This window comes from Kitasatospora sp. NPDC089797 (genome assembly GCF_040684795.1).
In the GTDB taxonomy this organism is placed as follows: domain Bacteria; phylum Actinomycetota; class Actinomycetes; order Streptomycetales; family Streptomycetaceae; genus Kitasatospora.
Genome location: NZ_JBFBGS010000029.1, coordinates 16,459 through 41,101, shown reverse-complemented (window position 1 = coordinate 41,101; position 24,643 = coordinate 16,459). Strand labels below are relative to the sequence as shown.

Below are 24,643 nucleotides of genomic sequence, written 5' to 3'. Positions count from 1 at the left end.
TCAGTTCGTCTAGGCCAAACGGCACCGGACGGTCGACCCGTGCGCGCCGGGGTGAACTCCGGCGCGGGGGGCGGTCATTGTCGCCCGCGGGGGCTCACGTGGGCCTTATCCGGAACGGATAGCCTTCGTGCGGGTCCGGTGGAGGCGGGGGAGCGGATGGAGCTGACCGCGGTCGGCAAGCGGTACGGGCGGGGCGGGCGGTGGATCCTGCGGGACGTCGGGCTGGCGGTCGGGCCGGGGGAGTTGGTGCGGATCGCGGGGGCGAACGGGAGCGGGAAGTCGACCCTGCTGCGGCTGGCGGCGGGGATCGAGCGGCCGAGCACGGGCCGGGTGGTGCGCTCCGGCGCGGCGGCGTACGTGCCGGAGCGGTTCCCGCCGGCGCTGCCCTTCGACGCGGCCTCGTACCTGCTGCGGGTGGGCCGGGTGCACGGGTTGTCGGCGGCGGGGGCGCGGCGGCGGGCGGGGGAGTGGCTGGACCGGTTCGGCATCGCGGACCGGGCGGGCACCCCGTTGAGCCGGTTGTCCAAGGGCACCTGTCAGAAGGTCGCGGTGGCGCAGGCGCTGATCGCCGAGACCCCGGTGCTGCTGCTGGACGAGGCGTGGACCGGGCTGGACCCGGGGGCCCGGGCGGTGCTGGACGAGGCGGCCGTCGAGCGGGCGGCGGCGGGCGGCGCGGTGCTGTTCGTGGACCACGACCCGGCCCGGTTGGCGGGGCGGACCGGTGCCGCCTACCGGGTGGGCGCGGACGGCGGGCTGCACCCGGAGGCGACGGAGCCGGAGCCGGTGGCCGAGGGCGGGCCGGTGGCGGAGGTCGAGGTGGAGCTGCCGGAGGGCGTCCCGCTGCCGGAGCGGCTGCCCGGGGCGCCGGAGCCGGTCGCGCTGGGCGGGACGGCGGTGCGGCTGACGGTGCCGGACGGGCACGCGGACGCGCTGCTGCGCAGTCTGCTGCTGGGCCGTCCGGGGGTCCGGGTGCTGGCGGTGCGTCGGCGGACGGGGGAGCGGTGAGGCAGGTCGGGGCGCTGACCCGGTACCACCTGGAGCTGCTGGTGCGTTCGCACGCCTGGCTGCCGCCGTTCCTGGCGTTCGCGCTGCTGCTGGTGGTCGGGGTGACGGCGGGTGACCCGCTGCTGGGCGGGCTCGGGTACGGCGCGGGGCTGCTGGTGCCGGTGAGCGCCTGGTTCGTGCGCGGTGTGCTGACCGCCGAGCCGCCGGCCGCGCGGGCCTGTCTGGTGGCGGCGGCCGGCCCGGCGCGGGTGCACCTGGCGGCGCTGCTGGCGGCGCTGACGGCGGGTCTGCTGCTGGCGGTGGGGGAGGTGGCGGCGCTGTGGTGGGTCAGCGGGGCGGTGGCGAATCCGGGGGCGGGGGTCGATCCGGGCGTCGGCCGGGCGCTGCTGGCCGGGCTGACGGCGGCGGTGGTCTGCGTGCTGCTGGGGGTGGTGGCCGGGGCGGTGGCGAACCGGCCGTTGCTGGTCCGCTCGCCGTACGACGTGCTGGCGGCGCTGGGTCTGGCGGCGGCGGCGCTGGTGCTGCCGGTGTCGCCGGCCAACGCGGCGGTGCGCGGGGTGGTGACGGCGGCCCGGACCGGGGGGCTCGGCGTGCCGTGGGGGCAACTGCTGCTCTCGGTGGTGCTGGTGGCCGCCGTCGGGGCCGGGGCGGCGGCGTCGGCCGGGCGGCGGCCGGGGTGAGGGCGGGCCGGTGCGGACGCGATAGCGGCGGACACACCGGGGCGCACTACCCATACATATGGATAGTGCTCGTTAGGGTGACGAACCGGGGCACGGGCGCCGCTGTACCGGCGTCCGGTCCGCCCCGACCGGCAACCCCCGCCTCCCCCTGGACGGTCCGTGGCGACACCCTCCGCCGTGACGAGATCCGCCGCCCGGCCCGCCCGGCCGGTGCCGACCCGGCGCACCACCGAGCTGGTGCTGGTGCTGGGCGCCGTCCTGGCCGCCGTGTTCGGCTATGTCGAGGTGGGCGTGAACCTCGACGGCGAGGTGCCGGCCGACGCCGCCCAGTACGGGGCCGCGCTCGGCGTGCTCGCCCTGGCGGCGCACCTGGTGGTCCGTCGACGGGCGGTGTACGCGGATCCGCTGCTGCTGCCGATCGCGGTGCTGCTGAACGGGATCGGGCTGGTGGTGATCTACCGCCTGGACCGGGCGACCCCGGGCCGTGCGGCCGCCTCCACCCAACTGCTCTGGTCGGCGCTGGGGGTGACGCTGTTCATCGTGGTGCTGCTGCTGGTGCGCGACCACCGGCGGCTGCAGCGCTACGCCCACGTCGGGGCGCTGGCGGCGCTGGTGCTGCTGGTGGTGCCGATCCTGTTCCCGCCGGTGTACGGCTCGCGGATCTGGATCGTGGTCGGGCCGCTCTCCTTCCAGCCGGGGGAGTTCGCCAAGATCCTGCTGGCCGTGTTCTTCGCGGCCTACCTGGCGGTGCACCGGGACGCGCTGGCGCTGACCGGCCGTCGGGTCTGGCGCTGGCAACTGCCGCGCGGGCGGGTGCTCGGGCCGGTGCTGATGATCTGGGCGGCCTTCGTCGGGGTGCTGGTGCTGGAGACCGACCTCGGGACGGCCCTGCTGTACTTCGGGCTGTTCGTGGTGATGCTCTACGTGGCCACCGCGCGCACCGGCTGGATCGCGATCGGGCTGGGCCTGGCGGCGGTCGGCGCGGTGACGGTGGGCTGGCTGTCGCCGCACGTGCACAGCCGGGTGGTGGACTGGCTGGACCCGCTGGGTTCGATCGCGGCGGGCCGGGGCGCCAACCAGATCGCCCAGTCGCTGTTCGCCTTCGCCTGGGGCGGGGAGCTGGGCACCGGGCTGGGGAACGGGCACTCGGTGCTGATCGGGTTCGCCGCCAAGTCGGACTTCATCCTCGCCACCATCGGGGAGGAGCTCGGCCTGACCGGGCTGATCGCGGTGTTCCTGCTGTACGCGGTGCTGGTCTCGCGGGGTTTCCGGACCGGGATCGCGCTGCGCGACCCGTTCGGGCGGCTGCTGGCGATCGGGCTGGCCGCGATCGTCGGCCTCCAGGTGTTCGTGGTGGCCGGCGGGGTGCTCGCGCTGATCCCGCTGACCGGGATGACCATGCCGTTCATCGCCCAGGGCGGGTCCTCGGTGGTCACCAACTGGATCATCGTCGCGCTGCTGGTGCGGATGAGCCACGACGCCCGGCGGCCCGTGCCGGAGGTGGTGGGCTGATGGCGGGCCACCCGTCCGGCGGCGGCCGGCCCCGGGGCAACGGTCCGCAGGGGCTGCCGGGGATCTCGGTCACCGGGCGCCGGGCGGCGACCTTCTGCCTGCTGCTGGTCGGGGCGCTGTGCGTGCAGGCCACCCGGGTGCAGGTGTTCGAGGCCCGGGACCTGAACCGCAACTCCGCCAACCAGCGGTTCACCGTCGAGCGGTACGCCCGGCCGCGCGGCGACATCATGGTCGGCGGCCGGTCGGTGACCGGCTCGCTGCCCACCGGCGGCCGGTACGCCTACAAGCGGACCTACACCGACGGCCCGACCTACGCCGCGGTCACCGGCTTCGCCTCCCAGGCGTACGGGGACAGCCAGTTGGAGGGCACCGAGGACGACCTGCTGACCGGCACCGACGGCCGGCTGTCCGGCTGGTCGCTCTGGGACGCGATCTCCCGCCGGCAGAACCCCGGCGGGGACGTCTACACGACGATCGACCCGGCGGCCCAGCAGGCCGCGATGAGCGGGCTCGGCGACCAGAAGGGCGCGGTGGCCGCGATCGAGCCGGCCACCGGGCGGATCCTGGCGCTGGCCAGCACCCCCTCGTACGACCCGGGCGGCTTCGCCGGCACCGCCGGGGCCGACCAGACCGCCTGGAACCGGTTGCAGGCCGATACCGACCAGCCGATGCTCAACCGGGCGCTGCGTCAGACCTATCCGCCGGGCTCGACCTTCAAGGTGGTCACCGCCGCCGCGGCGCTGACGGCCGGGGTGGTCACCGACCCGGGCGCGCCGACCGCGGCGCCCTTCCCGTACGTGCTGCCGGGGACGACCACGCCGCTGGTCAACGACAACGCGGCCTGCGACCGGCCGGGGCTGTCGCTGTCCACCGCGATGACGCTCAGCTGCAACAGCGTGCTGGGCTACCTGGGGGAGCGGACCGGGCTGTCGGGGCTGGTGGCGACGGCGGAGGGCTTCGGCTTCAACGATCCGCGGCTGGACATGCCGGTGCGCCCGGCCCGGTCGACCGTCGACACCTCGATGGACCCGTCCCAGCTGGCGCTCTCCTCGATCGGGCAGTTCGACACCGCGGCCACCCCGCTGGTGATGGCGATGGTCGCGGCCGGGGTCGCCAACAACGGGACGGTGATGCGTCCACAGCTTGTGGACAGGCTGACCAGGAGCGACGGCAGCACGGTGGAGCTGATGAAGCCGGCGGTGTACCGGCGGGCGACCAGCCCGGCGGTGGCCGGGCAGTTGCAGCAGCTGATGACGGACGTGGTGGCGAACGGCACCGGTGGCAACGCGCGGATCCCCGGGGCGGTGGTCGGGGGCAAGACCGGCACCGCCGAGCACGGGGTCGGCAACAGCGGGACGCCGTACGCCTGGTTCATCTCCTGGGCCAGGCCGGCCGGTTCGGACGCGGTGCCGCCGGTCGCGGTGGCGGTGGTGGTCGCGGACAGTGACGCCACGGATGTGACCGGTGGCGCCCTGGCGGCCCCGATCGCCCGTGCGGTGATGCGGGCGGTACTCGGCCGCTGAGGCCAATCAACGGCGCTGAGCTGGACGTTTAGCGGATTGACCGATGGTGCGACGGGTGCGAAGTGTCTGGTTTGTCATCATCGATGCGACGATTCGTACAATGCGCGGATCGGTATTGTTTGTTTGCGACAATGGTGCTTTCGCGGGGTCCTGTCCCATGTTTGTTCGGTTGGTCCCCGAAGGCACCCCCCAGTGCCGCGGGTGACCGGCGCCCAGGACACCCTCCCCCGCCCAGAAGGACTGCGGTTTTGGCCAGCAACACCCTCGGTGCGCGTCTGCTGCGACGCAAGCCCGTCTCGACCCTGATCGCGGAGAGTGAGGGGCGCGGCCTGCCGGCCGGTGCCCCCGAGGAGGGCGGACGCTCCGGCATCCACCTGCGCCGCTCCATCGGCCTCTGGCAGTTGTCCGCGATCGGCATCGGCGCCACCATCGGCACCGGCATCTTCTTCGTCCTCAAGACGGCGGTGCCCTCGGCCGGTCCGGCGGTCATCCTGTCCTTCGTGATCGCCGCGGTCACCGCCGGGCTGACCGCGCTCTGCTACGCCGAGATGGCCTCCGCGATCCCGGTCTCCGGCTCCTCGTACTCCTACGCCTACGCCACCCTCGGCGAGGGCGTGGCCTTCGGCGTCGGCATCTGCCTGCTGATGGAGTACGGCGTCTCGGCCTCGGCGATCGCGGTGACCTGGGCGGAGTACCTGAACAAGTTCTTCGACCTGGCCTTCGGGTTCAAGATCCCCGAGCAGCTGTCCGGGGCGCCGGACAGCACCCACTGGTTCAACCTGCCGGCGCTGCTGCTGGTCGCCATGGTGTGCTTCCTGCTGATCCGGGGCGTCAGCGAGTCGGTGAAGGTCAACGCGGTGATGGTCGCGATCAAGATCGCCATCCTGCTGCTGTTCATCGGCGTCGCGCTCACCGGCTTCAAGTCCGGCAACCTGACCCCGTTCATGCCGCTCGGCATCGGCGGCGTGCAGGTGGCCGCCTCCAGCATCTTCTTCTCCTTCATCGGCCTGGACGCCGTGTCCACCGCCGGCGAGGAGGTCAAGAACCCGCGCCGCACCCTGCCGATGGCGATCATCATCTCGCTGGTCGTGGTGACCCTGCTCTACATCCTGGTCGCGCTGGCCGGCATCGGCGCCCAGCCGTGGACCGAGTTCAACGGCCAGGAGGCCGGCCTGGCCCAGATCCTGCAGAACATCACCGGCCAGACCTGGCCCGCGATGATCTTCGCGATCGGCGCGATCGTCTCGATCTTCAGCATCACCCTGGTGGTGATCTACGGCCAGACCCGCATCCTCTACTCGATGGGCCGCGACGGCCTGCTGCCCAAGCGCTTCGCCCAGCTCTCCCCGCGCACCGGCACCCCGGTCTGGAACACCCTGGTGGTCGGCCTCGGCGTCGGCGCGCTGGCCGCGTTCATCCCGCTGAACGTGCTGGCCGACATCACCAGCCTGGGCACCCTGATCGCCTTCTCGGTGGTCTCGATCGGCGTGATCGTGCTCCGCCGCACCCAGCCCGACCTGCCCCGCGGCTTCAAGGTCCCCGGCTACCCGGTCGTCCCGCTGCTCAGCGTCGCCTTCTGCATCTACCTGGTCACCGGCCTGCACGCCGACACCTTCCGGGCCGGGGCGATCGCGCTCGCCGTCGCCCTGGTCGTCTACTTCGGCTACAGCGTCAAGCACTCCCGGCTGGAGCGGGCCGGGCGGCAGGACGCCCCGGCCGACACCACGGCCGGCTGACCCGTCCGTTATGGAATCGTGAAGGGCCGCCGTCCGGTACGACACCCGGCGGCCCTACGCGCGTAGCGTCCGGAACGGGGCCCGATGCAGTGGCGACAGGGCCCGCTCGGCCGCCATAACCTTCCACCATGGTGAGCACCCGCACGCCCGGCACCTCCCCGCGCGGCCGCTTCACCGGCCGAGCCAGAACGCCGGCCCAGCCCCTCGGCGCCGAACCGCCGTCCAGACCCGGACCGCCGTCGGGCGGCCCGCTGCCCCGGCCGTTCCCCCGACAGCGTGGTGAGAGCACCTTTCCGCCTACGCCCGATCGGTGGAATCCCGCCCGGCTCGCCTCGCTGCGCTGGGTCCAGCTGACCGGCTGTCTGATCGCGGCCGGCTGGGCCGCCGCCTTCCCGCTCGTCTCCGACCTCGCCAACCAGCGGCTCTGGGGCCTCGTCGCCGCCCCCGCCTACCTCCTCGCCGGGCTGCTCTGCCTCACCCTGCCGCGCCGCTTCGCCGCCGAGGCCGCCGCCGTGGTCGCCCTGCTCGGGGCCGTGCTGGCGCCGCTCGGACTGCTCGCCGTCAACGGGCGCCACCAGTCCGAGGTGATGGTGGTCGAACGCTCGGCGCACCTGCTGCTCACCAGCGGTGACGTCTACCTCCCGCACCCGGTGGTGGTCACGGACTACAACCCGTACCTGCCGGCGATGTCCCTGTTCGGGCTGCCGCGCCAACTGCTCGGCAGCTCCACCGCCTTCGCCCGGGTCGCGGGCGACGCCCGGATCTGGTTCGCCCTCACCTTCGTCGTCTGCCTGCTGGCCGCCTGGCGGCTGCTGCGCCCCACCAGGCACCGCGCGCCGCTGCTGCCGCTGGCCGTCCTCACCGCCTCCCCGCTGATCGCGCTCGCCCTGGCGGTCGGCGGGGTCGACCTGCCGCTGATCGGCGTCTGCTGCCTGGCCATGGCCCTCGCCGAACGGGACCGCACGGTCGCCGCCGGGCTCGTGCTCGCCCTCGCCTGCAGCCTCAAGTGGACCGCCTGGCCGGCCCTGCCGGTCGCCGTCCTGCTGCTCTGGCGGCTGTACGGCCGCCGGCCCGCCGTCCGCACCGCGCTGATCGGGGTCGGGGTGAGCGCCGCGGTGCTGCTGCCCTCGGTGCTCACCCAGCCGACGGCGCTGCGCGACCAGGTGGTGCGCTTCCCGCTCGGGATGACCGCGATCCGCACCCCGGCGGGCAGCCCGCTGCCCGGCAAGGTGCTGGCGGGCTTCGGGCCCACCGGGCACACCGTCTCGCTCGCGCTGATGACCCTGGCCCTGATCGGGGTGGCGATCTGGCTGGTCGCCAGGCCGCCGGTCTCCGCGATCGCCGCCGCCGACCTGCTGGCCGCCGGGCTCGCGATCGCCTTCACGCTCGCCCCGGCGGGCCGGTTCGGGTACCTGGCGCTGCCGGCCGTGCTGATGATCTGGCCCCGGCTGGCGGCGGGGCGCTGGAGCAGCAGCCGCCCGCTGCCGCCGCGACCGGCGCCGGAGACTCCGGAGACGCCGGAGGCCGTGCTGCCGCGGCGCTGAGCCGGCCCGGCTGCGGACGCGGCGGAGCCCGCCCCGCCGTCGTGGCGGGGCGGGCTCCGGCGTCAGGGGACGGCGCGCGCTACTGGCGGGGAGCGCCGACCGCCTTGATCAGCGAGGCGACCGCCGGACCGGCCGCGTCGACGCCGTGACCGCCGCCCTGGACCTCGGCGGCGATCGCCAGGTTGCCGCGGAAGGCGGTGAACCAGCTGTTGGTGGTGGTCGCGCCCTGGACCTCGGCGGAGCCGGTCTTGGCGCCCGCCTTGTCGGTGATCCCGGCCATCACCTGGCTGGCCGTGCCGCTGACCGCGGTGGCGTTCATCATCGCCCGCAGCTTGGTCGCGACGTCCGGCGAGATCTGCCGGGCGGCCTGCTGCTGCGGCAGCCCGGCGACCAGGATCGGCTGCTTGAACGCGCCGCTCTGGACGGTCGCCGTGACGGAGGCGATCGCCAGCGGGTTCATCTGGACCTTGCCCTGCCCGATGTAGTTCATCGCCTGCTCGTCCTTGCTGCCCGGGGCCACCGGGATCTTGCCGTCGGCGTTCGGCAGGCCGGTCTTCCACTCCAGGCCGATGCCGTACACGTCCTTGGCCGTGTTGGCCAGGGTGTCGGGCTTGAGGCTGGTCAGGCCCTGGTTGATGAAGGCCGTGTTGCAGGACACCATGAAGTCCTGCTGGAGGGTGTTGTTCGGGAAGGCGCCCGGGAAGTCGTTCGGGATCGCGACCGGGTTGCTGCTCTTCTCGGGGCAGGCGACCGTGGTGTCCGGGTTGATCCCGGCCTCCAGCAGGGCCGTCGAGGTGAGGATCTTCATCGTCGAGCCGGGGGCGAGCAGGCCGGCGAAGGCCCGGTTCTGGCCGTTGGCCGGGGCGTTGGCGAAGGCCAGCACCTGGCCGGTGCTCGGCTCGATCGCGACGATGGAGCCGGACTTGCCGCCCAGGTCGGTCATCGCCTTCTCGGCGGCCGCCTGGAGGGTGTTGTCGATGGTCACCTTGAACGGCTGGCCGGGCTTCGGCTCGACGATGGTGAACAGCTTGTCCGCGGCGGTCTTGCCGGACGGGTCGGTGATGACCACCGCGCTGCCCGCGTCCTTGTCCTTGTTCGGGTCCGGCGGCAGCAGCTTGCGGGCGTTGTCCTGGAGGCTGGACATCAGCGCCGGGGTGAGCGAGGCGCCCTGCAGCGGCTTGCCGTTGCGGTCCACCACGGTGGACGGCGGGGCGAAGACCTGCTGGGTGGCGATGGTCTCGTTGCCGGACAGGTGCGGGTGGATCACCGAGGGCGCCCAGTGCACGGCCGGGGTGTTGTCGCTCATCTTCACGACGCCCAGGAAGCCGTTGTAGTCCCAGGCCCGGTTGGTGCCCTCGAACTCGGCGCGGGCCTTGAAGCCCATCAGCACGCCGGTCGGCGCCGCGGAGGCGGACGGCGAGGCGGAGTCGCCGGCGCCGGGGGTGGCGCTCGCGGGCGGGGTCGCCGAGGCCGAACCGGTGGGCTTGGCCGGAGCGGGGCTGCCGGTGGCCGAGGCGAAGGCCTGCGGGGTGGCCGGACCGGCGGGGGTGAGGGTCAGCGCGCTCGGCTTCACCTGGTCCTTGAAGGCGGTCAGGGCGGTGGTCGCCGCGGCCGGGTCGTCGGTCAGCGAGGCCGCCTTGGCGATGTCGCCGGAGGCCCAGGCCGCCAGGAAGTCCTTCGTGCCGGCCGCCGCCTGATCGGCGGAGGGCGGTTCGGCGACCACGGTGCGGGGCTTCGCGGCGGACGACCCGGAGCCCGAGCCGCCCATCAGGCTGTAGGCCCCGTAGCCGCCGCCCGCGAGGACGGCGATGGACACGCCGGTGATGATGCCGATCTTCGCGCCACTGCGCATGGTGCCAATCCCCCAGGGGTATCGCGGCCGGGCGCAACCGGCGGGGCCGGAAACGCGGTACGTCTCCCACCCTAGGCAGGCGGATTCGGCGCCCCGGCCGGAGGCCGGGGTCTTGTGACGGATCTGGTACGTGTCGTGGACCGGGTGCGGATGCTTCGGGGGAACCCTGTGCGGGCGCCCCGCGGGCCCGCACAGGGCCTCAGATCCAGGTGTTGAACCACATCCGGCGGCGCCAGTCCGCCAGCGGGATGGTCTGCCCCGTGTACAGCGGGAAGAAGTACAGGAAGTTCCAGACGATCAGCAGGACGAGCAGCCCGGCCGTCGCCGAGCCGATGATCCGGCGGTCCCGGGAGGCGCCGGCCGGCCCGATCAGCGCACCGATCAGCATCGTCACGGCGAGCACCAGGAACGGGACGAAGACCACCGCGTAGAAGAGGAAGATCGTCCGCTCCTGGTAGAGGAACCACGGCAGGTAGCCGGCGGCCAGGCCGCACAGCAGCGCGCCGGCCCGCCAGTCCCGGCGGAACGCCCACCGCCACAGGCAGTAGACCAGCGCCAGCACGCCCGTCCACCACAGCAGCGGGGTGCCGATGCCCAGCACCTCGCGGGCGCAGTCGGCGACGGTGCAGCCGCTCTGGCCGAGCTTGGGGGACTCGTAGTAGAAGGACACCGGGCGGCCCAGCACCAGCCAGGACCACGGGTTGGACTGGTAGGTGTGCGGGTCGGTCAGGTGGGTGTGGAACTCGTAGACCGTCGAGTGGTAGTGCCACAGGGCGCGCAGGCCCTCCGGTATCCACGGGTAGTCGGTGGGGCGGCCGACCGCCCAGTCCCGGCCCCAGCCGCCCTGGCCGGGGGCGGTGCTGCTGGCGAACCAGCCCCACCAGGACGCCAGGTAGACCGCCACCGAGACCACGACGACCGACACGAAGGCGGGCACCACGTCCCGGGCCAGCACCGCCAGGTACGGGCGCGGGGCGCCGGCCAGCCGGCGGGCGCCGACGTCCCAGAGCACGGTCAGCACCCCGAAGGCCGCCGCCACGTACAGGCCGCTCCACTTGGTGGCGCAGGTCAGGCCGACGCAGACGCCGGCCGCGATCCGGTACGGGCGCCAGCCCAGGTGCATCCGCTGGGCGCGCCCCGGGTCCACGATCCCGCCCAGCCGCGCGGCCAGCCGGGCCCGGGTGTGGTCGCGGTCCAGCAGCAGGAAGCCGAAGGCGGCCACGATCCAGAACATCACCACCAGGTCGAGCAGCGCCGTCCGGCTGAGCACCAGGTGCAGGCCGTCCACTGAGAGCAGCAGGCCGGCCACGCAGCCCAGCAGGGTGGAGCGGAACATCCGGCGGGCGATCCGGGCCAGCATCAGCACCGACAGGGTGCCGAGCAGGGCCACCGCGAACCGCCAGCCGAAGGGGTTCATCCCGAACAGCTGCTCGCCCGCGCCGATGATCCACTTGCCGACCGGCGGGTGCACCACGTACGAGGGCGTCGAGCGGTACGGGACGGCCGCGCCCGGCGTCATGATCGTGGTGTTGGCGTCCTCCGGCCAGTTGATCTCGTAGCCGCCGTGCCAGAGCGCGTAGGCGTCCTTGGCGTAGTACGTCTCGTCGAAGATGATCGCGTGCGGCTGGCCGAGGTTGGTGAACCGCAGCACCCCGGCGAACACCGCCACCGCGATCGGGCCCAGCCAGCCGGACCAGCGGCACAGGAAGTACCAGAGGCCCTGCGGCAGGGACAGGCCCAGGCGCAGCAGCAGCGGGGACTGCGGGACGTCCGGGGGCGTCACCCCGGGGCCGTCCGGCATCGGCGGGACCAGGCGCTCGGTGAGGGTGTCGGCGCTGCGGGCGCGGTAGCCGTGGCCGGCCAGGCGGTCCCGCCAGCCCGCGGGTGAACCGGATGACCAGGATGACCAGGATGACCGGGGGGACGGCAGGCTGACACCGCCCTGCGCGGAGTGGTCCGTACCCGTGGGCGTCTGCGCCGCCGTGTCGCCGTTCATCCGCCACATCGTAGGGGCGCTCCTCGTACGTGTGAGCGGTCCCTCGGAAGCTGCCCGAATCGTCACCAAAAGCTCCGACCGGCCCCAGGTGGAAGGATGGGGCCCGTGACAGGAGTACTCGTTCTCGCAGGCACCCCCATCGGCGACGTCTCGGACGCCCCGCCCCGGCTGGTCACCGAACTGGCCACGGCGGACGTGATCGCCGCCGAGGACACCCGGCGGCTGCGCCGGCTCACCCAGGCGCTCGGGGTGACCCCGGCCGGGCGGGTCGTCTCCTACTTCGAGGGCAACGAGGTCGGCCGCACCCCCGAACTGGTCGAGGCGCTGCTCGGGGGCGCCCGGGTGCTGCTGGTCACCGACGCCGGGATGCCCTCGGTCTCCGACCCCGGGTACCGGCTGGTGGCGGCGGCCGTCGCGGCGGACGTGAAGGTCACCGCGGTGCCCGGGCCGTCCGCGGTGCTCACCGCGCTCGCGCTGTCCGGCCTGCCGGTCGACCGGTTCACCTTCGAGGGCTTCCTGCCGCGCAAGAACGGCGACCGGGCCCGGCAGCTGGCCTCGGTCGCCGCCGAGCCGCGCACCATGGTCTTCTTCGAGGCGCCGCACCGGATCGCCGAGGCGCTGACCGCGATGGCCGAGGCCTTCGGGCCGGAGCGGCCGGCCGCCGTGTGCCGCGAGCTCACCAAGACCTACGAGGAGGTCAAGCGCGGCCCGATCGGCGAGCTGGCGGCCTGGGCCGCCGACGGCGTCCGGGGTGAGATCACCGTCGTGGTCGCGGGTGCCCCGCCGGCCGCGCCCCAGGAGCTGACCCCGGCCGACCTGGCCCGGCTGGTGGCCGTCCGGGAGGAGGCCGGGGAGCGGCGGAAGGAGGCCATCGCGGCGGTCGCGGTCGAACTGTCCGTGCCCAAGCGGGAGGTCTTCGACGCGGTGGTGGCGGCCAAGAAGGACGGTGTGGACGGGGCTTTGAAAAAGGGGTGAATTCCGGGGGGTTGCGGGGCGGGCGAGGAGTCGTACCTTGGAGGGAAGGCCCCGGTAAACGCCCGCCGAGCTGAAGATTCGGCCCCGGTTTCCGGGGCGCGGGAGGCCCTTCGTATAGGACTTCCCAACCCGCATCCAAGTCTTCACAAGAAGGGCGTCACCCGGGGCGGTCCGGGCATTTCCTGGAAGGGAAAGACCCAGCCGGGCGAGCGCCCGACGGGCACTGGGAGACGGCTATGAGCGACACGATCGGTAGCCCCCGCAGTGGCAACGCGCTGAGCGTCCCCGGTCTGGCCGGGGCGGCGCACACTCCCGTCGAGACCGTACGGGAGGCCTACTCCTTCGCCTGCCTGCGCTGCGGGTACGGCTGGGAGCAGGCGTACGACATCGAGCACCACGTGGGCAAGGACGGCCACATCGTGTTCGAGTACCACGCCAACGGCGTCCGGGTGCCGTCCCCGCTGCTCAAGCCGACCTGCCCGGGGTGCGGTGGCCACACCGTACGGATCATGCGCGAGGGCCGGGTGGCCTCCGCCGACCAGCTGCGGCACCACGCCCCCGGCTACCCGGCGCACGCGGAGCCCGCGGGCGTCGAGCCGGCCGGGGCCGCGGGGCCCGCCGGAGTGACCGGGGCGACCCCGGTGGCCGGGGCCGACCGGCCGCGCGGGCGCTGGGCCCGGTTCTGGGCGCGGCTGCTGGGCTGACCGCCCCGGCACGGACCACCGGGGCCGCCCGCCGCGAGCAGTGCGGAGGGCGGCCCCGGTCCGTGCGGCGGTGAATGCGGTCGAATGGCGTGTTCGGGCCCGACTAAGCTTTCCGACCATGGCGGCCACTGCAGACCACAGCACCACCGGGGCGAGCGCCCCGGCGTACTACGTTTCCACCCCGATCTACTACGTCAACGACCGTCCCCACCTGGGCCACGCGTACACCACCGTGGCGGGCGACGTCCTCACCCGCTGGCACCGCCAGCGCGGCGAGAAGGTGTGGTACCTGACCGGCACCGACGAGCACGGTCAGAAGATCATGCGGACCGCCGAGGCCAACGGCGTCAGCCCGCAGGAGTGGTGCGACAAGCTGGTCGAGGAGGCCTGGAAGCCGCTCTGGCAGCACCTGGAGATCGCCAACGACGACTTCATCCGCACCACCGAGGAGCGGCACACCGCCCGGGTGCAGGAGTTCGTCCAGGACCTGTTCGACAAGGGCGAGATCTACAAGGGCGGCTACTCCGGCCCGTACTGCGTCGGCTGCGAGGAGTTCAAGCTCCCCGCCGAACTGCTCGACGGCGCCACCGAGGACGAGAAGCTCTGCGCCGTGCACAAGCGGCCGGTCGAGTGGCTGGAGGAGGAGAACTACTTCTTCCGCCTCTCCGCCTACGCCGAACGGCTGCTGGAGTTCTACGCCGCCAACCCGGACTTCATCCAGCCGGCCTCGGCCCGCAACGAGGTGCTGCGCTTCGTCGAGCAGGACCTCAAGGACCTCTCGATCTCCCGCTCCACCTTCGACTGGGGCGTGCCGCTGCCCTGGGACGAGAAGCACGTCCTCTACGTCTGGGTCGACGCGCTGCAGAACTACATCACCGCGGCCGGCTACGGCAGCGACCCGGAGCGCTTCGCCGAGCTGTGGCCGGCCTCCGTCCACCTCGTCGGCAAGGACATCCTGCGCTTCCACGCGGTGATCTGGCCGGCCATGCTGATGGCCGCCGGCCTGCCGCTGCCCAAGCGGGTCGTCGCCAACGGCTGGCTGATGGTCGGCGGCGAGAAGATGTCCAAGTCCAACCTGACCGGCATCGCGCCCACCGACCTCACCTCGCACTTCGGCGTGGACGCGTACCGCTACTACTTCCTGCGGGCGATCCCGTTCGGCACCGACGGCTCGTTCTCCTGGGAGGACTTCACCGCCCGGTACACCTCCGAGCTCGCCAACGACTTCGGCAACCTGGCCTCCCGGGTCGCCGCGATGGTCGGCAAGTACTTCGGCGGGGCGCTGCCGGCGGCCACCGCGGCCGGCGAGGCCGAGCAGGCCGTCGCGGACGGGCTCGCCGCGGCCGTCGCCGCCGCCGACGTGAAGATCGGCGAGGAGCTGGACTTCGCCGGCGGCCTCGCGGCGGTCTTCGAGTTCGTCAAGCAGGTCAACGGCTACCTCACCACCCAGGAGCCGTGGAAGGTCGCCAAGGACGAGTCGGAGCACGGGCAGGCCCGGCTGGCCACCATCCTGTACACCGCGGCCGAGGCACTGCGCGGCACCGCCGTGCTGCTCAACCCGGTGATGCCGTCCACCGCCGAGAAGCTGTGGGCCTCGCTGGGCGCCGCCGAGGGCCTCGGCGCGCTCGCCGACCAGCGCGTCGCCACCGCCGGCGACTGGGGCCGGCTGCCCGTCGGTGCCACCGTCACCAAGGGCGAGATCCTGTTCCCGCGCCTCGAAGAGAAGCCCGCCTCCTGATGGCGAAGAAGGACGACGACCGGTCGACCCCGCCGCCGCTGCCGGAACCGCTGGCGGTGGCGGTGGCCGACTCGCACACCCACCTCGACATGCAGGCCGGCACCCCGGCCGAGGGGCTCGCCCGGGCCGCCTCGGTCGGGGTCACCACGGTGGTCCAGGTGGGCTGCGACGTGCCCGGTTCGCGCTGGGCCGCCGAGCTGGCGGCCCAGTACGAGCAGGTGCACGCGGCCGTCGCCCTGCACCCCAACGAGGCGCCGCGGATCTTCCTCGGCGACGCGGACGGCTGGTCCGGGCAGCAGCGGCACGCGGGCGGACAGGCGGCGCTGGACGAGGCGCTCGCCGAGATCGACGCGCTGGCCGCCCTGCCGCAGGTCCGCGCCGTGGGCGAGACCGGCCTGGACTACTTCCGCACCGGGCCCGAGGGGGTGGAGATCCAGAAGGAGTCGTTCCGCCGCCACATCGAGATGGCCAAGCGGCACGGCAAGGCGCTGGTCATCCACGACCGCGACGCCCACGAGGACGTCATCGCCGTGCTGCTCGCCGAGGGCGCCCCGGAGCGGACCGTCTTCCACTGCTACTCGGGGGACGCCGGGATGGCGAAGGTCTGCGCCGAGCACGGCTGGTACCTCTCCTTCGCCGGCCCGGTCACCTTCAAGGCCAACCAGCCGCTGCGGGACGCCCTGCTCGCCACCCCGCTCGACCGGGTCCTGGTCGAGACCGACGCCCCCTTCCTCACCCCGCACCCGTACCGCGGGCGGCCGAACGCGCCGTACCTCATCCCGGTCACGGTCCGCTCGATGGCCGCCACCCTGGGGCTGCCCGAGGAGGAGCTGTCGGCGGCGATCGCGGCGAACACGGCGCGGGCGTTCGGGTACTAGACCGAGGGCCCCGGTCCCCGCGGTCCCCGCGTCGGCGGGGCCGGGGACGGGCCCGTTCCGGTCCGGGGCGTCCGGGCGGCGGCGCCCGCGCCCGTATCCTTGGCGCGTGAGCACCACCGACCCCACCCCTGACAGCCACCTGCTGGGCGCCGCCGACATCCGGGAGCTGGCCGCCGCGTTCGGCGTCAAGCCGACCAAGCAGCGCGGACAGAACTTCGTCATCGACGGCAACACCGTGCGGCGGATCGTCCGGGCCGCCGAGGTGACCGGGCAGGACGCCGTGGTGGAGGTCGGGCCGGGGCTCGGCTCGCTCACGCTGGCGCTGCTGGAGGTCGCCCGGCACGTCACCGCGGTCGAGATCGACCCGGTGCTCGCCCAGCACCTGCCGGACACCGTCGCGGGCCGGATGCCGGGCAAGGCGGACGCCTTCGACCTGGTGTTCAGCGACGCCATGGAGGTCACCGAGCTGCCCGGGCCGGCGCCCACCGCGCTGGTCGCCAACCTGCCGTACAACGTGGCCGTGCCCGTCCTGCTGCACATGCTGGCGACCTTCCCCAGCATCGAGCGGACCCTGGTGATGGTGCAGAGCGAGGTCGCCGACCGGCTCGCCGCCAAGCCGGGCAACAAGGTGTACGGCGTCCCCTCGGTCAAGGCCAACTGGTACGCCGAGGTGAAGCGGGCCGGCGCGATCGGGCGGAACGTGTTCTGGCCCGCCCCCAACGTGGACTCCGGGCTGGTCTCGCTGGTCCGCCGCGAGCCGCCGACGACCACCGCCACCCGCCAGGAGGTGTTCGCGGTGGTCGACGCCGCGTTCGCCCAGCGCCGCAAGACCCTGCGCGCCGCGCTGGCCGGCTGGGCCGGCTCCGCCGCCGGGGCCGAGCAGGCGCTCGCGGCCGCCGGCATCGACCACAAGCTGCGCGGCGAGATGCTGACGGTGGAGCAGTTCGCCGCGATCGCCGAGCACAAGCCTGCGAAGGACAGTGAGTGATCACCGTACGGGTACCGGCCAAGGTCAACGTCCAGCTCGGGGTCGGCGGACTGCGCGCCGACGGCTTCCACGACCTGGCCAACGTCTTCTTCGCGGTCGCGCTGGAGGACGAGGTGACCGCGAGCCCGGGTGAGGGCGTCACGCTCTCCTGCACCGGGCCGGACGCCGCCGCCGTCCCGCTGGACGACAGCAACCTGGCCGCCCGCGCGGCCCGGCTCCTGGCCGCCCACCACGGCATCGCCGACCCCGGTGTGCACCTGCACATCGCCAAGGCCGTCCCGGTGGCCGGCGGCATGGCGGGCGGCAGCGCCGACGGCGCCGCCGCGCTGGTCGCCTGCGACGCGCTGTGGCAGCTGGACACCCCGCTCCCGGTGCTGCTGGAGCTCGCCGCCGAACTCGGCTCCGACGTGCCGTTCGCGCTGCTCGGCGGCGTCGCGCTGGGCCGCGGCCGGGGCGAGATCCTGGAGCCGCTCCCGACCGAGGGCACCTTCCACTGGGTCTTCGCGGTGGCCGACGGCGGACTGTCCACCCCCGCCGTGTTCCGCGAGTGCGACCGGCTGCGCGAGCAGGCCGGCACCGGCTCCGGCGACACCGACGTGGCCACCCCCGACGCCGACCCGGCGCTGCTGGCCGCCCTCGCCGAGGGCGACGCCGTCGCCCTGGCCGCCGCACTCACCAACGACCTCCAGGCCGCGGCCCTGTCGCTGCGCCCCGCGCTGGCCGCCACCCTGCGGGCCGGCACCGAGGCGGGTGCGCTCGGCGCCCTGGTCTCCGGCTCCGGACCGACCTGCGCCTTCCTGGCCAAGGACGCCGAGGCGGCCGCCGCCGTCGCCCGGGCGCTGCTGGCCTCCGGCACCTGCCGGGCGGCGCACGCCACGTACGGGCCGGTGCCGGGGGCCTCGGCCCGCTGACGCGGTGAGGGGGCCGCGGCCCGCCCATTAGGCGGGGGTGATCGGGGCGTCCCCGAGAGAGGGGCGGGCCCGGCCCGCCCCGCGACCGCCGAACCCAGGAGCGCAGCACACGTGGCCGTCAACCTCGCCACCATCGAGTCCGTCACGAAGGTCTACGGCACCCGCACCCTGCTGGACGCGGTGAGCCTGGGCGTGAGCGAGGGCGACCGGATCGGCGTCGTCGGCCGCAACGGCGACGGCAAGACCACCCTGATCCGGATGCTCGCCAAGCTGGAGGAGCCCGACGGCGGCCGGATCACCTGGAACGGCGGCCTCGAACCGGCCGTCCTCACCCAGCACGACTCGCTCGACCCGAAGGCCACCATCCGGCACGAGGTCATCGCCGACCGCGCCGACCACGAGTGGCTCGGCGACGCCCGGATCCGCGACATCATCGAGGGCCTCTTCGGCGGCCTCGACCTGCCCGGCTTCGCCGACGGCCTGGACACCGTCATCGGCCCGCTCTCCGGCGGCGAGCGCCGCCGGATCGCCCTCGCCAAGCTGCTGCTCGGCTCGCCCGAGCTGGTCATCCTCGACGAGCCCACCAACCACCTCGACGTCGAGGGCATCAACTGGCTCGCCCAGCACCTGCAGAAGCGCCGCTCCGCGCTGGTCTGCGTCACCCACGACCGCTGGTTCCTCGACCAGGTCTGCACCCGGATGTGGGACGTCCAGCACGGTGAGGTGCACGAGTACGAGGGCGGCTACTCCGACTACGTCTTCGCCCGCGCCGAGCGCTCCCGGATCGAGGCCGTCGAGGAGCAGAAGCGCCAGAACATGGCCCGCAAGGAGCTCGCCTGGCTGCGCCGCGGCGCCCCCGCCCGCACCTCCAAGCCGCGCTACCGGATCGAGGCGGCCAACGCCCTGATCGCGGACGTGCCGGAGCCGCGGGACAAGAGCGAGCTGATGAACTTCGCCAACGCCCGCCTCGGCAAGACCGTCTTCGACCTGGAGAACGTCACCGTCAAGGCCGGCCCCAAGCTGCTGCTGGAGGACCTCACCTGGCAGCTCGGCCCCGGCGACCGGATCGGCCTGCTCGGCGTCAACGGCGCCGGCAAGACCTCGCTGCTGCGGGCCATGCGCGACGCGTACGCGAGCGAGGGCGACGTGCAGCCGGCCTCGGGCGTGGTCAAGGTCGGCAAGACCGTGCGCCTGGCCTACCTGTCGCAGGAGGTCGCCGAGCTGGAGCCGGAGACCCGGGTGCTGCAGGCCGTCGAGCAGGTCCGCTCCCGGGTCGACCTCGGCAAGGGCCGGGAGATGAGCGCCGGGCAGCTGTGCGAGCAGTTCGGCTTCGGCAAGGACAAGCAGTGGACGCCGGTCGGCGACCTCTCCGGCGGCGAGCGGCGGCGGCTCCAACTGCTGCGGCTGCTGATGGACGAGCCCAACGTGCTGTTCCTCGACGAGCCGACCAACGACCTGGACATCGAGACCCTCAACCAGCTGGAGGACCTGCTCGACGGCTGGCCCGGCTCGATGGTCGTCATCAGCCACGACCGGTTCTTCATCGAGCGCACCACGGACGTCGTCCACGCGCTGCTCGGCGACAAGAAGATGCGGATGCTGCCCGGCGGCGTGGACGAGTACCTGGAGCGGCGGGCGCGGATGGCCGCCGCGTCGGCGTCCGCCACGGCTGCTGCTGCCGCTGTCGCCGCTCCGGCCGCCGCGGACGCCGCTGCTCCGGGGCTGTCCGGCGGGGACCTGCGGGCGGCGAAGAAGGAGATGCAGAAGCTCGAGCGGCAGATCGCGAAGCTGGACGAGAAGGAGTCCAAGCTGCACGCCCAACTCGCCGAGCACGCCGCCGACTTCTCCAAGGTCGCGGAGCTGGACGGGCAGCTGCGCGCGGTCCGGGAGGAGAAGGAGGAGCTGGAGATGAGCTGGCTGGAGCTGGCCGAGCAGGTCTGAACCGGCCCCCGGGGACGGGCCGTTCTGTGACGGCCTTCGGGGACGGGCTGTTCTGCGACGGCCCCCGGGGACGGGCCGTTCAACGGCGGCCCTGCTGGACTAGCCCTTCCTGAGCAGGAGTTCCAGCTCGTCCGCCGCACGGCCCAGCGCGCTCAGCGCCGGGTCGTGCGGTGTGCTCGGCCGGGCCTCGGCCCCGGTCGGCGGGCGGTGCTCCCGGGCGGCCGCCGTCAGCTCGTCCAGCGCCCGGCGGACCCGGTCCGCCTCCACCGGATCGGGCACCCGGCCGCCGTAGCGGATCTGTGCGGCGAACGCCGCGACCGCCCCGCCGAGGCGCTCCAGCGCCGCCGTGGCCGGCAGCCACTGCTCGGCCAGCCGGCCGGTGGGCGGCGGCTCGGACAGCCCCAGCTGCACCTCGTGCCGGGCGTCCGCCAGCGACCGGTAGGCCGTGCGACGGAGCCACACCTCGCCGGTCCGGTGGTCGGTCACCGCGTCGAGGTAGGCGCGCAGTGCGGTCGCCGCGGTCACCAGCCGGGGCTCGATCCGGTGGCGCGGGCGCTCCGGCCACAGCAGGTAGCCGAAGAGCAGCACGATCGCGCTCGCCAGCACCGTGTCCAGCACCCGGGGCCAGAACTCCGCCGCACTGCTCTGCCCGCCCAGCTGCAGCAGCACCAGCGCCATCGGCGTCATCGCCACCGTGTTCAGCCCGTAGTGCGCCGCCGTGACGTACGGGAGCAGCGCCACGCAGCCGGCCGCGACCGCCGTCAGCGGCCACTCCTCGGTGGTCAGCGACAGCAGCGCCGCCGTCACCACCACGCCGAGCACCGTGCCGACCGCGCGGCTCACCGCGCGCAGGAACACCGAACCGAGGTCGGGCTTCAGCACGAAGGCAATCGTCATCGGCACCCAGTAGCTCTTGCTGAGCGGGTAGTTGGCCGTGACCGCCGAGCCCACCGCGATGCACAGCGCGACCCGCAGGCCGTACCGGAGCGACGGGCCGGACAGCAGCCGGCCCCTGAGCCGCCACGGGTCGGGCGGTGGTGCGGGCGCGGTGCCGACCGGCGTCGGGCGGCCCGCGACCGTGTCGGCGGCGGCCCGCAGGGCCACGTCCAGGGCCTGCCGGGCCGGGGTGTCCGGCTGCCAGTCCGGCACCGTCACCTCGCCGCCGCCCCGCCGTACGGCCCGCGCCAGCAGGCCCGGCACCTCGGCCACCTCCGGCGGCACCGGCCGCCGGGCCCACAGCAGGCCGGTCGCCGCCTCGGTGGCCGCCAACGTGGCCTCGTACATCGGTCGCAGGCGTCCCCGGCGGTCGGTCGGGCGGTCGGTCGGGCGGTCCGTCCGGCCGTGCTGCGGGAGGAGGTCCTGCAGCTGGTTCAGCCGGGCCGTCAGCACCCGGCGGGACGCCGCGCCCCGCGCGGTGCCCAGCTCGGCCAGGGTCCGGCCGAGCGCCTCGAACACGGCGGCCAGCGCCCGGTTGCGCGGATCCGCCTCCGGACGGCCGCGCCCGCCGCCCGGCAGCCCGAGCAGCACCACGAACCCGGCACCCGCCAGCATCATCGGCGCCGCCGCCCACCACGGCGCCGGCAACGGCATCCCACTGCCCAGCGCCGCCGACACCAGCAACAGCATCCCGGCCGCCGAGCCGCGCGGACCCGTCGCACTCAGCGCGCCCGACACGAAGGCCGTGAGCGTCAGACCGACACCGAGCACCGCCGGACCCGCGTGCACGTGCTGCAGCATCGTGCCGACCAGCATCCCCAGTGCCGAAGCCGCCACCGCCGAGCCGATCCTCGCCGTCCGCAGCCCCACGGGCTCGACGCGGTCGTTCATCGTCGCGTGCATCGCCCCCAGCCCGGCGAACACCCCCAGGTCCAGCCGGTGGAACAGCAACCCCACCGTCAACGGCACCGCCATGCCCACCGCCGCCCGCACCATCAGCCGCACGGGCACCGGTGGCCGGGCCGGCCGTACGGCACGGGCCCACCAGGGGGTCGGCTTCGGCTTGCGCTCGGGCATGTCGTCACGTCCGTTCTGCGGCCACGGAACGCTGCTGGGCGACATTGCACGGCAGATGGGGCGTACCGGGTCAGTCTACCCAGGGCCCCGGAGGCCGGTCGTACATGTCGAGTTCGTACCGATCGGGTCCGGGCCGCCCAAGGGTCCTGCCCGGCCGACAGGGGCGGTGGCTACCATGACGGAGGCGGAATCCGCCCACGGAACGGGCGGTCGAACCGACCAGGACGGCAAGACCGAGAAGTTGACGGTGTGTAGCGGCACGGCGGACGGCACGGGGGGCTCCCGGCGCCGCGCCGGCCGTACGGGGGAGAGGTGGATTGCTGTGACGGATCCGAGTACGCCGGCCGCGGGGGCGGCCCCGGCGGGGGCACCGGATGCGCCGCTGTTCATGCTGGACGGGCCGACGATCCCGCTGCCCTGGGGGCACGGGGTCAAACTCGCCCCCGTCTTCAGTACGGCGCAGACGAACGTCAGCGCGGGCGACCTGGTGGCGGCCTTCGGGAAGCACGACGTCAAGATCGAACTCGATACGCTCACCGCGTTCGCGAAGAAGATCGAGGCGCTGCTCGCCGCGATGGAGGGTTCCGAGGCTGCTCCGTACAAGCTCGCCGCGCAGAACGTGTCCCAGCAGAATCTCGTCAGCGGCGACCAGGCCCACCAGTTCGTGGAAGCGGTAGCGCTCTCCTCCACGTACGAGAAGGTCCACACCCAGCTCGTCAAGCTGCACAAGGACTTCACGGCGCAGATCAAGGCGATGCAGAAAGCGGTCACGTCGACGGCGCAGAACTACTCGACCAACGAGGACAACGCGACGGACGATCAGAACGCGGTCGCGAAGAACGCGGGTCTGACGGGGACGAGTGGGCCCGGGTCGAAGCGGACCGGCGCCGACGGCTTCTGATCGCGGTCGGCGGAGACAGTTCACGGGGAACGGGGAGAAAATAGTGGCAGTCCAGTCGAAGTTCGAAGGCATGGACCATGAAGTGCTTCTGGCCATGGTCAACGGAACCGACCCCACGACGGTTCTGAGCCGTGCCGCGAAGCTGCAGCAGGCCGGCGGCGTGCTCAAGGAGCTGAGCGAGGCGCTCAAGTCGCACCTCTCCAAGGTCACCTGGGAAGGCCACGCCGCGGAGAACTTCAAGACGTGGGCCGGGAACCTGCAGCAGTCCGCCGAGAAGCTGGGAACCTACTCGGTGGGTGCGGGTGACGCCATGAACCAGGCCGGTGAGGCGCTCAGCACGGCCAAGGCCGCGATGCCACCGGTGCCCCCGGATGCTCTGAAGTGGGTGAACGGACGAAAGACGCAGAGCGCTCCCGACCCTGAGGTGGTCAGGCAGCTGAAGACCTTCGGCTGGTACCCGAACGGCCCTTCCACGGCGGACATCGACGCGGCCATGAAGCGCAAGAACCCGGCCTGGGTCTCCGAGACGCAGGCCATGGCCGGGACGAAGGAGCTCTACGACGCGCACCAGGAAGCCATCCGTCAGATGGAGAAGCTGGGCGAGGCCTATACCGCGGCGACGACGACGCTGACCGGGCTCGGCGACAACGTGGTGCTGCCGGGGACGCCCGAGACGAACCGGGACGGATCGTCCGACTACTCGAGCAGTGGCAGTAGCAGCGGGAGCTACGGTGGCGGCGCCCTGCCCAGGACCCGTTCCACCAGCGGAAGTGTCAAGGGAAGTTACGGTCCGCCCAGCGGTAACGACGGTGGCCCCGTGATGACGCGTCGGGACCCGGTGTGGAACCGGGAGGAGCCTATCCACCCCGGTCACAGTGACCCGGTTCCGCCGTATGACCGTGGCCAGTTGCCCCCGCCGCCGCAGGACCCGGGCACTCCGGTCCCGCCGTCCACCCCGTCGGATCCGGTTCACCGCCCGGGCACCGGCCTCGACAGCCTCCCGACCCTGCCGGACCAGACCGTCCCGGTCGGTGCCGGAAGCGGCCCGGGTGGAACTCCGTCCTATCCGGGCGGCCCCGACGGCCTGCCCGGGCTGCCGGGCGGCGGACCGGTCGCCGGCTACCCGGGCGGCACCGGTGGCGGCTCCGTTCCGACCCGGGGTATCGGCAGCATCCCGGGCACCGGCGGCGGTTCGATCCCCGCGCGCACGGGCCCCTTCGGCGGCGGCTCGATTCCCGGCAAGTCCGGTACCCCGGGCCTGCCCAGCGGCACGGTCTTCGGCCGTGAGGGCGCGCCGGGCGGTGGCCGGATCGGCGGATCGTCCACGGGCGGCACGGGCGGCATGCACCCGGGCATGGGCGGCGGCCACGGTGTCGTCGGCGGCGCCGGGGGCTCGCGCGGTCGGGGTCTGACCTCGACCCCGGGCGGCACGGTCGGTGGCCGCAAGGGCCCGGCCGCCGCCGGTGAGTTCACCCCCGGCGGTACGGGGCTGCGCAACCGGGCGGCCGCGGCGGAGGCTGCCGAGGGCGGTGCCCGCTCCGGACAGAACGGCATGATGGCCCCGGGGGCGGGCGGCCACGGCAACCGGAAGGAACGGGATCGCCGTAATCGGGCGGACTACCTGCACGAGGACGAGGAGACCTGGACCAGCGGTACGCCGCACAGCAACCCCGACGTGGTTGAGTAGGACGACATCGTCTGCCCGGCCACTGGGCTCGCTCCGTGGCCGGGCAGACCTGTTCGGGC

The 24,643-nt window shown here is 73.5% G+C and carries 18 protein-coding genes; 15 read left to right on the top strand and 3 right to left on the bottom strand.

Annotation, left to right across the window (positions count from 1 at the left end; all coding sequences use genetic code 11):
* The first annotated feature begins 156 nt into the window (after positions 1-156).
* From AB0O91_RS23670 to AB0O91_RS23645, 6 genes are all read left to right on the top strand, one after another.
* Positions 157-1,005 (top strand): ATP-binding cassette domain-containing protein, encoded by an 849-nt coding sequence (locus AB0O91_RS23670; RefSeq protein ID WP_363436290.1) that lies wholly within the window; start codon positions 157-159, stop codon positions 1,003-1,005.
* Entirely contained in the window at positions 1,002-1,685 is a 684-nt protein-coding gene (locus AB0O91_RS23665) for an ABC transporter (RefSeq protein WP_363436287.1), read from the top strand. Before AB0O91_RS23670 ends, AB0O91_RS23665 begins: the two co-directional genes overlap by 4 nt.
* A gap of 177 nt (positions 1,686-1,862) precedes the next feature.
* Positions 1,863-3,197, top strand: a complete 1,335-nt coding sequence (locus tag AB0O91_RS23660) for an FtsW/RodA/SpoVE family cell cycle protein (protein ID WP_363436285.1) — start codon at positions 1,863-1,865, stop codon at positions 3,195-3,197.
* Positions 3,197-4,720 carry a penicillin-binding transpeptidase domain-containing protein gene (locus AB0O91_RS23655; RefSeq protein WP_363436282.1) on the top strand — a complete coding sequence of 508 codons (1,524 nt, stop codon included), beginning with the start codon at positions 3,197-3,199 and terminating at the stop codon, positions 4,718-4,720. Before AB0O91_RS23660 ends, AB0O91_RS23655 begins: the two co-directional genes overlap by 1 nt.
* Before the next feature lie 248 nt (positions 4,721-4,968).
* Positions 4,969-6,456 carry an amino acid permease gene (locus tag AB0O91_RS23650; RefSeq protein WP_363436279.1) on the top strand — a complete coding sequence of 496 codons (1,488 nt, stop codon included), beginning with the start codon at positions 4,969-4,971 and terminating at the stop codon, positions 6,454-6,456.
* Between the two features lie 128 nt (positions 6,457-6,584).
* A complete protein-coding gene (locus AB0O91_RS23645) occupies positions 6,585-8,000 on the top strand; it encodes a glycosyltransferase 87 family protein (RefSeq protein WP_363436277.1) in 1,416 nt (471 codons plus the stop codon).
* A 79-nt stretch (positions 8,001-8,079) separates the two neighbouring features.
* Here the strand turns inward: AB0O91_RS23645 and AB0O91_RS23640 are convergent, their stop codons facing one another.
* Both AB0O91_RS23640 and AB0O91_RS23635 read right to left on the bottom strand, forming a co-directional pair.
* A complete protein-coding gene (locus AB0O91_RS23640; RefSeq protein ID WP_363436274.1) occupies positions 8,080-9,852 on the bottom strand; it encodes a penicillin-binding transpeptidase domain-containing protein in 1,773 nt (590 codons plus the stop codon).
* A 199-nt stretch (positions 9,853-10,051) separates the two neighbouring features.
* Complete coding sequence (locus tag AB0O91_RS23635) at positions 10,052-11,848, bottom strand: phospholipid carrier-dependent glycosyltransferase (RefSeq protein WP_363436271.1); 1,797 nt, start codon at positions 11,846-11,848, stop codon at positions 10,052-10,054.
* Between the two features lie 105 nt (positions 11,849-11,953).
* Here AB0O91_RS23635 and rsmI point away from each other — a divergent pair, with 105 nt between their 5' ends.
* From rsmI to AB0O91_RS23600, 7 genes are all read left to right on the top strand, one after another.
* The gene (rsmI, locus tag AB0O91_RS23630; RefSeq protein WP_363436269.1) at positions 11,954-12,823 is read left to right on the top strand and encodes a 16S rRNA (cytidine(1402)-2'-O)-methyltransferase; all 870 of its coding nucleotides are present in this window, start codon (positions 11,954-11,956) and stop codon (positions 12,821-12,823) included.
* Positions 12,824-13,059: 236 nt separating this feature from the next.
* A complete protein-coding gene (locus tag AB0O91_RS23625; protein WP_363436267.1) occupies positions 13,060-13,527 on the top strand; it encodes a hypothetical protein in 468 nt (155 codons plus the stop codon).
* A gap of 118 nt (positions 13,528-13,645) precedes the next feature.
* Positions 13,646-15,265 (top strand): methionine--tRNA ligase, encoded by a 1,620-nt coding sequence (gene metG, locus AB0O91_RS23620; RefSeq protein WP_363436266.1) that lies wholly within the window; start codon positions 13,646-13,648, stop codon positions 15,263-15,265.
* Positions 15,265-16,143: a TatD family hydrolase gene (locus AB0O91_RS23615; RefSeq protein ID WP_363436264.1), complete on the top strand. Its 879-nt coding sequence runs from the start codon at positions 15,265-15,267 to the stop codon at positions 16,141-16,143. The genes metG and AB0O91_RS23615 overlap by 1 nt, the downstream gene beginning before the upstream one ends.
* 106 nt (positions 16,144-16,249) lie before the next feature.
* Positions 16,250-17,131: a 16S rRNA (adenine(1518)-N(6)/adenine(1519)-N(6))-dimethyltransferase RsmA gene (rsmA, locus tag AB0O91_RS23610; protein WP_363436262.1), complete on the top strand. Its 882-nt coding sequence runs from the start codon at positions 16,250-16,252 to the stop codon at positions 17,129-17,131.
* Positions 17,128-18,042: a 4-(cytidine 5'-diphospho)-2-C-methyl-D-erythritol kinase gene (locus tag AB0O91_RS23605; RefSeq protein ID WP_363436260.1), complete on the top strand. Its 915-nt coding sequence runs from the start codon at positions 17,128-17,130 to the stop codon at positions 18,040-18,042. The genes rsmA and AB0O91_RS23605 overlap by 4 nt, the downstream gene beginning before the upstream one ends.
* Positions 18,043-18,153: 111 nt before the next feature.
* A complete protein-coding gene (locus AB0O91_RS23600; protein WP_363436259.1) occupies positions 18,154-19,983 on the top strand; it encodes an ABC-F family ATP-binding cassette domain-containing protein in 1,830 nt (609 codons plus the stop codon).
* Between the two features lie 99 nt (positions 19,984-20,082).
* On the opposite strand, the gene AB0O91_RS23595 is transcribed toward AB0O91_RS23600, so the two are convergent.
* Positions 20,083-21,996, bottom strand: a complete 1,914-nt coding sequence (locus tag AB0O91_RS23595; RefSeq protein ID WP_363436258.1) for an FUSC family protein — start codon at positions 21,994-21,996, stop codon at positions 20,083-20,085.
* Positions 21,997-22,171: 175 nt separating this feature from the next.
* Here AB0O91_RS23595 and AB0O91_RS23590 point away from each other — a divergent pair, with 175 nt between their 5' ends.
* Positions 22,172-22,897, top strand: coding sequence for a hypothetical protein (locus tag AB0O91_RS23590; protein WP_363436256.1), 726 nt, complete (start codon positions 22,172-22,174; stop codon positions 22,895-22,897).
* The gene (locus AB0O91_RS23585; protein ID WP_363436254.1) at positions 22,857-24,584 is read left to right on the top strand and encodes a WXG100 family type VII secretion target; all 1,728 of its coding nucleotides are present in this window, start codon (positions 22,857-22,859) and stop codon (positions 24,582-24,584) included. Before AB0O91_RS23590 ends, AB0O91_RS23585 begins: the two co-directional genes overlap by 41 nt.
* Positions 24,585-24,643 lie beyond the last annotated feature (59 nt).

What these genes read in the sequence shown, in the direction of transcription:
- AB0O91_RS23615 (WP_363436264.1), top strand. Translation starts at nt 15,265, where the DNA reads ATGGCGAAGAAGGACGACGACCGGTCGACCCCGCCGCCGCTGCCGGAA.
- AB0O91_RS23670 (WP_363436290.1), top strand. Translation starts at nt 157, where the DNA reads ATGGAGCTGACCGCGGTCGGCAAGCGGTACGGGCGGGGCGGGCGGTGG.
- AB0O91_RS23595 (WP_363436258.1), bottom strand. Translation starts at nt 21,996, where the DNA reads ATGCCCGAGCGCAAGCCGAAGCCGACCCCCTGGTGGGCCCGTGCCGTA.
- AB0O91_RS23645 (WP_363436277.1), top strand. Translation starts at nt 6,585, where the DNA reads ATGGTGAGCACCCGCACGCCCGGCACCTCCCCGCGCGGCCGCTTCACC.
- AB0O91_RS23625 (WP_363436267.1), top strand. Translation starts at nt 13,060, where the DNA reads ATGAGCGACACGATCGGTAGCCCCCGCAGTGGCAACGCGCTGAGCGTC.
- AB0O91_RS23640 (WP_363436274.1), bottom strand. Translation starts at nt 9,852, where the DNA reads ATGCGCAGTGGCGCGAAGATCGGCATCATCACCGGCGTGTCCATCGCC.
- AB0O91_RS23635 (WP_363436271.1), bottom strand. Translation starts at nt 11,848, where the DNA reads ATGAACGGCGACACGGCGGCGCAGACGCCCACGGGTACGGACCACTCC.
- AB0O91_RS23655 (WP_363436282.1), top strand. Translation starts at nt 3,197, where the DNA reads ATGGCGGGCCACCCGTCCGGCGGCGGCCGGCCCCGGGGCAACGGTCCG.
- AB0O91_RS23590 (WP_363436256.1), top strand. Translation starts at nt 22,172, where the DNA reads ATGACGGAGGCGGAATCCGCCCACGGAACGGGCGGTCGAACCGACCAG.
- metG (WP_363436266.1), top strand. Translation starts at nt 13,646, where the DNA reads ATGGCGGCCACTGCAGACCACAGCACCACCGGGGCGAGCGCCCCGGCG.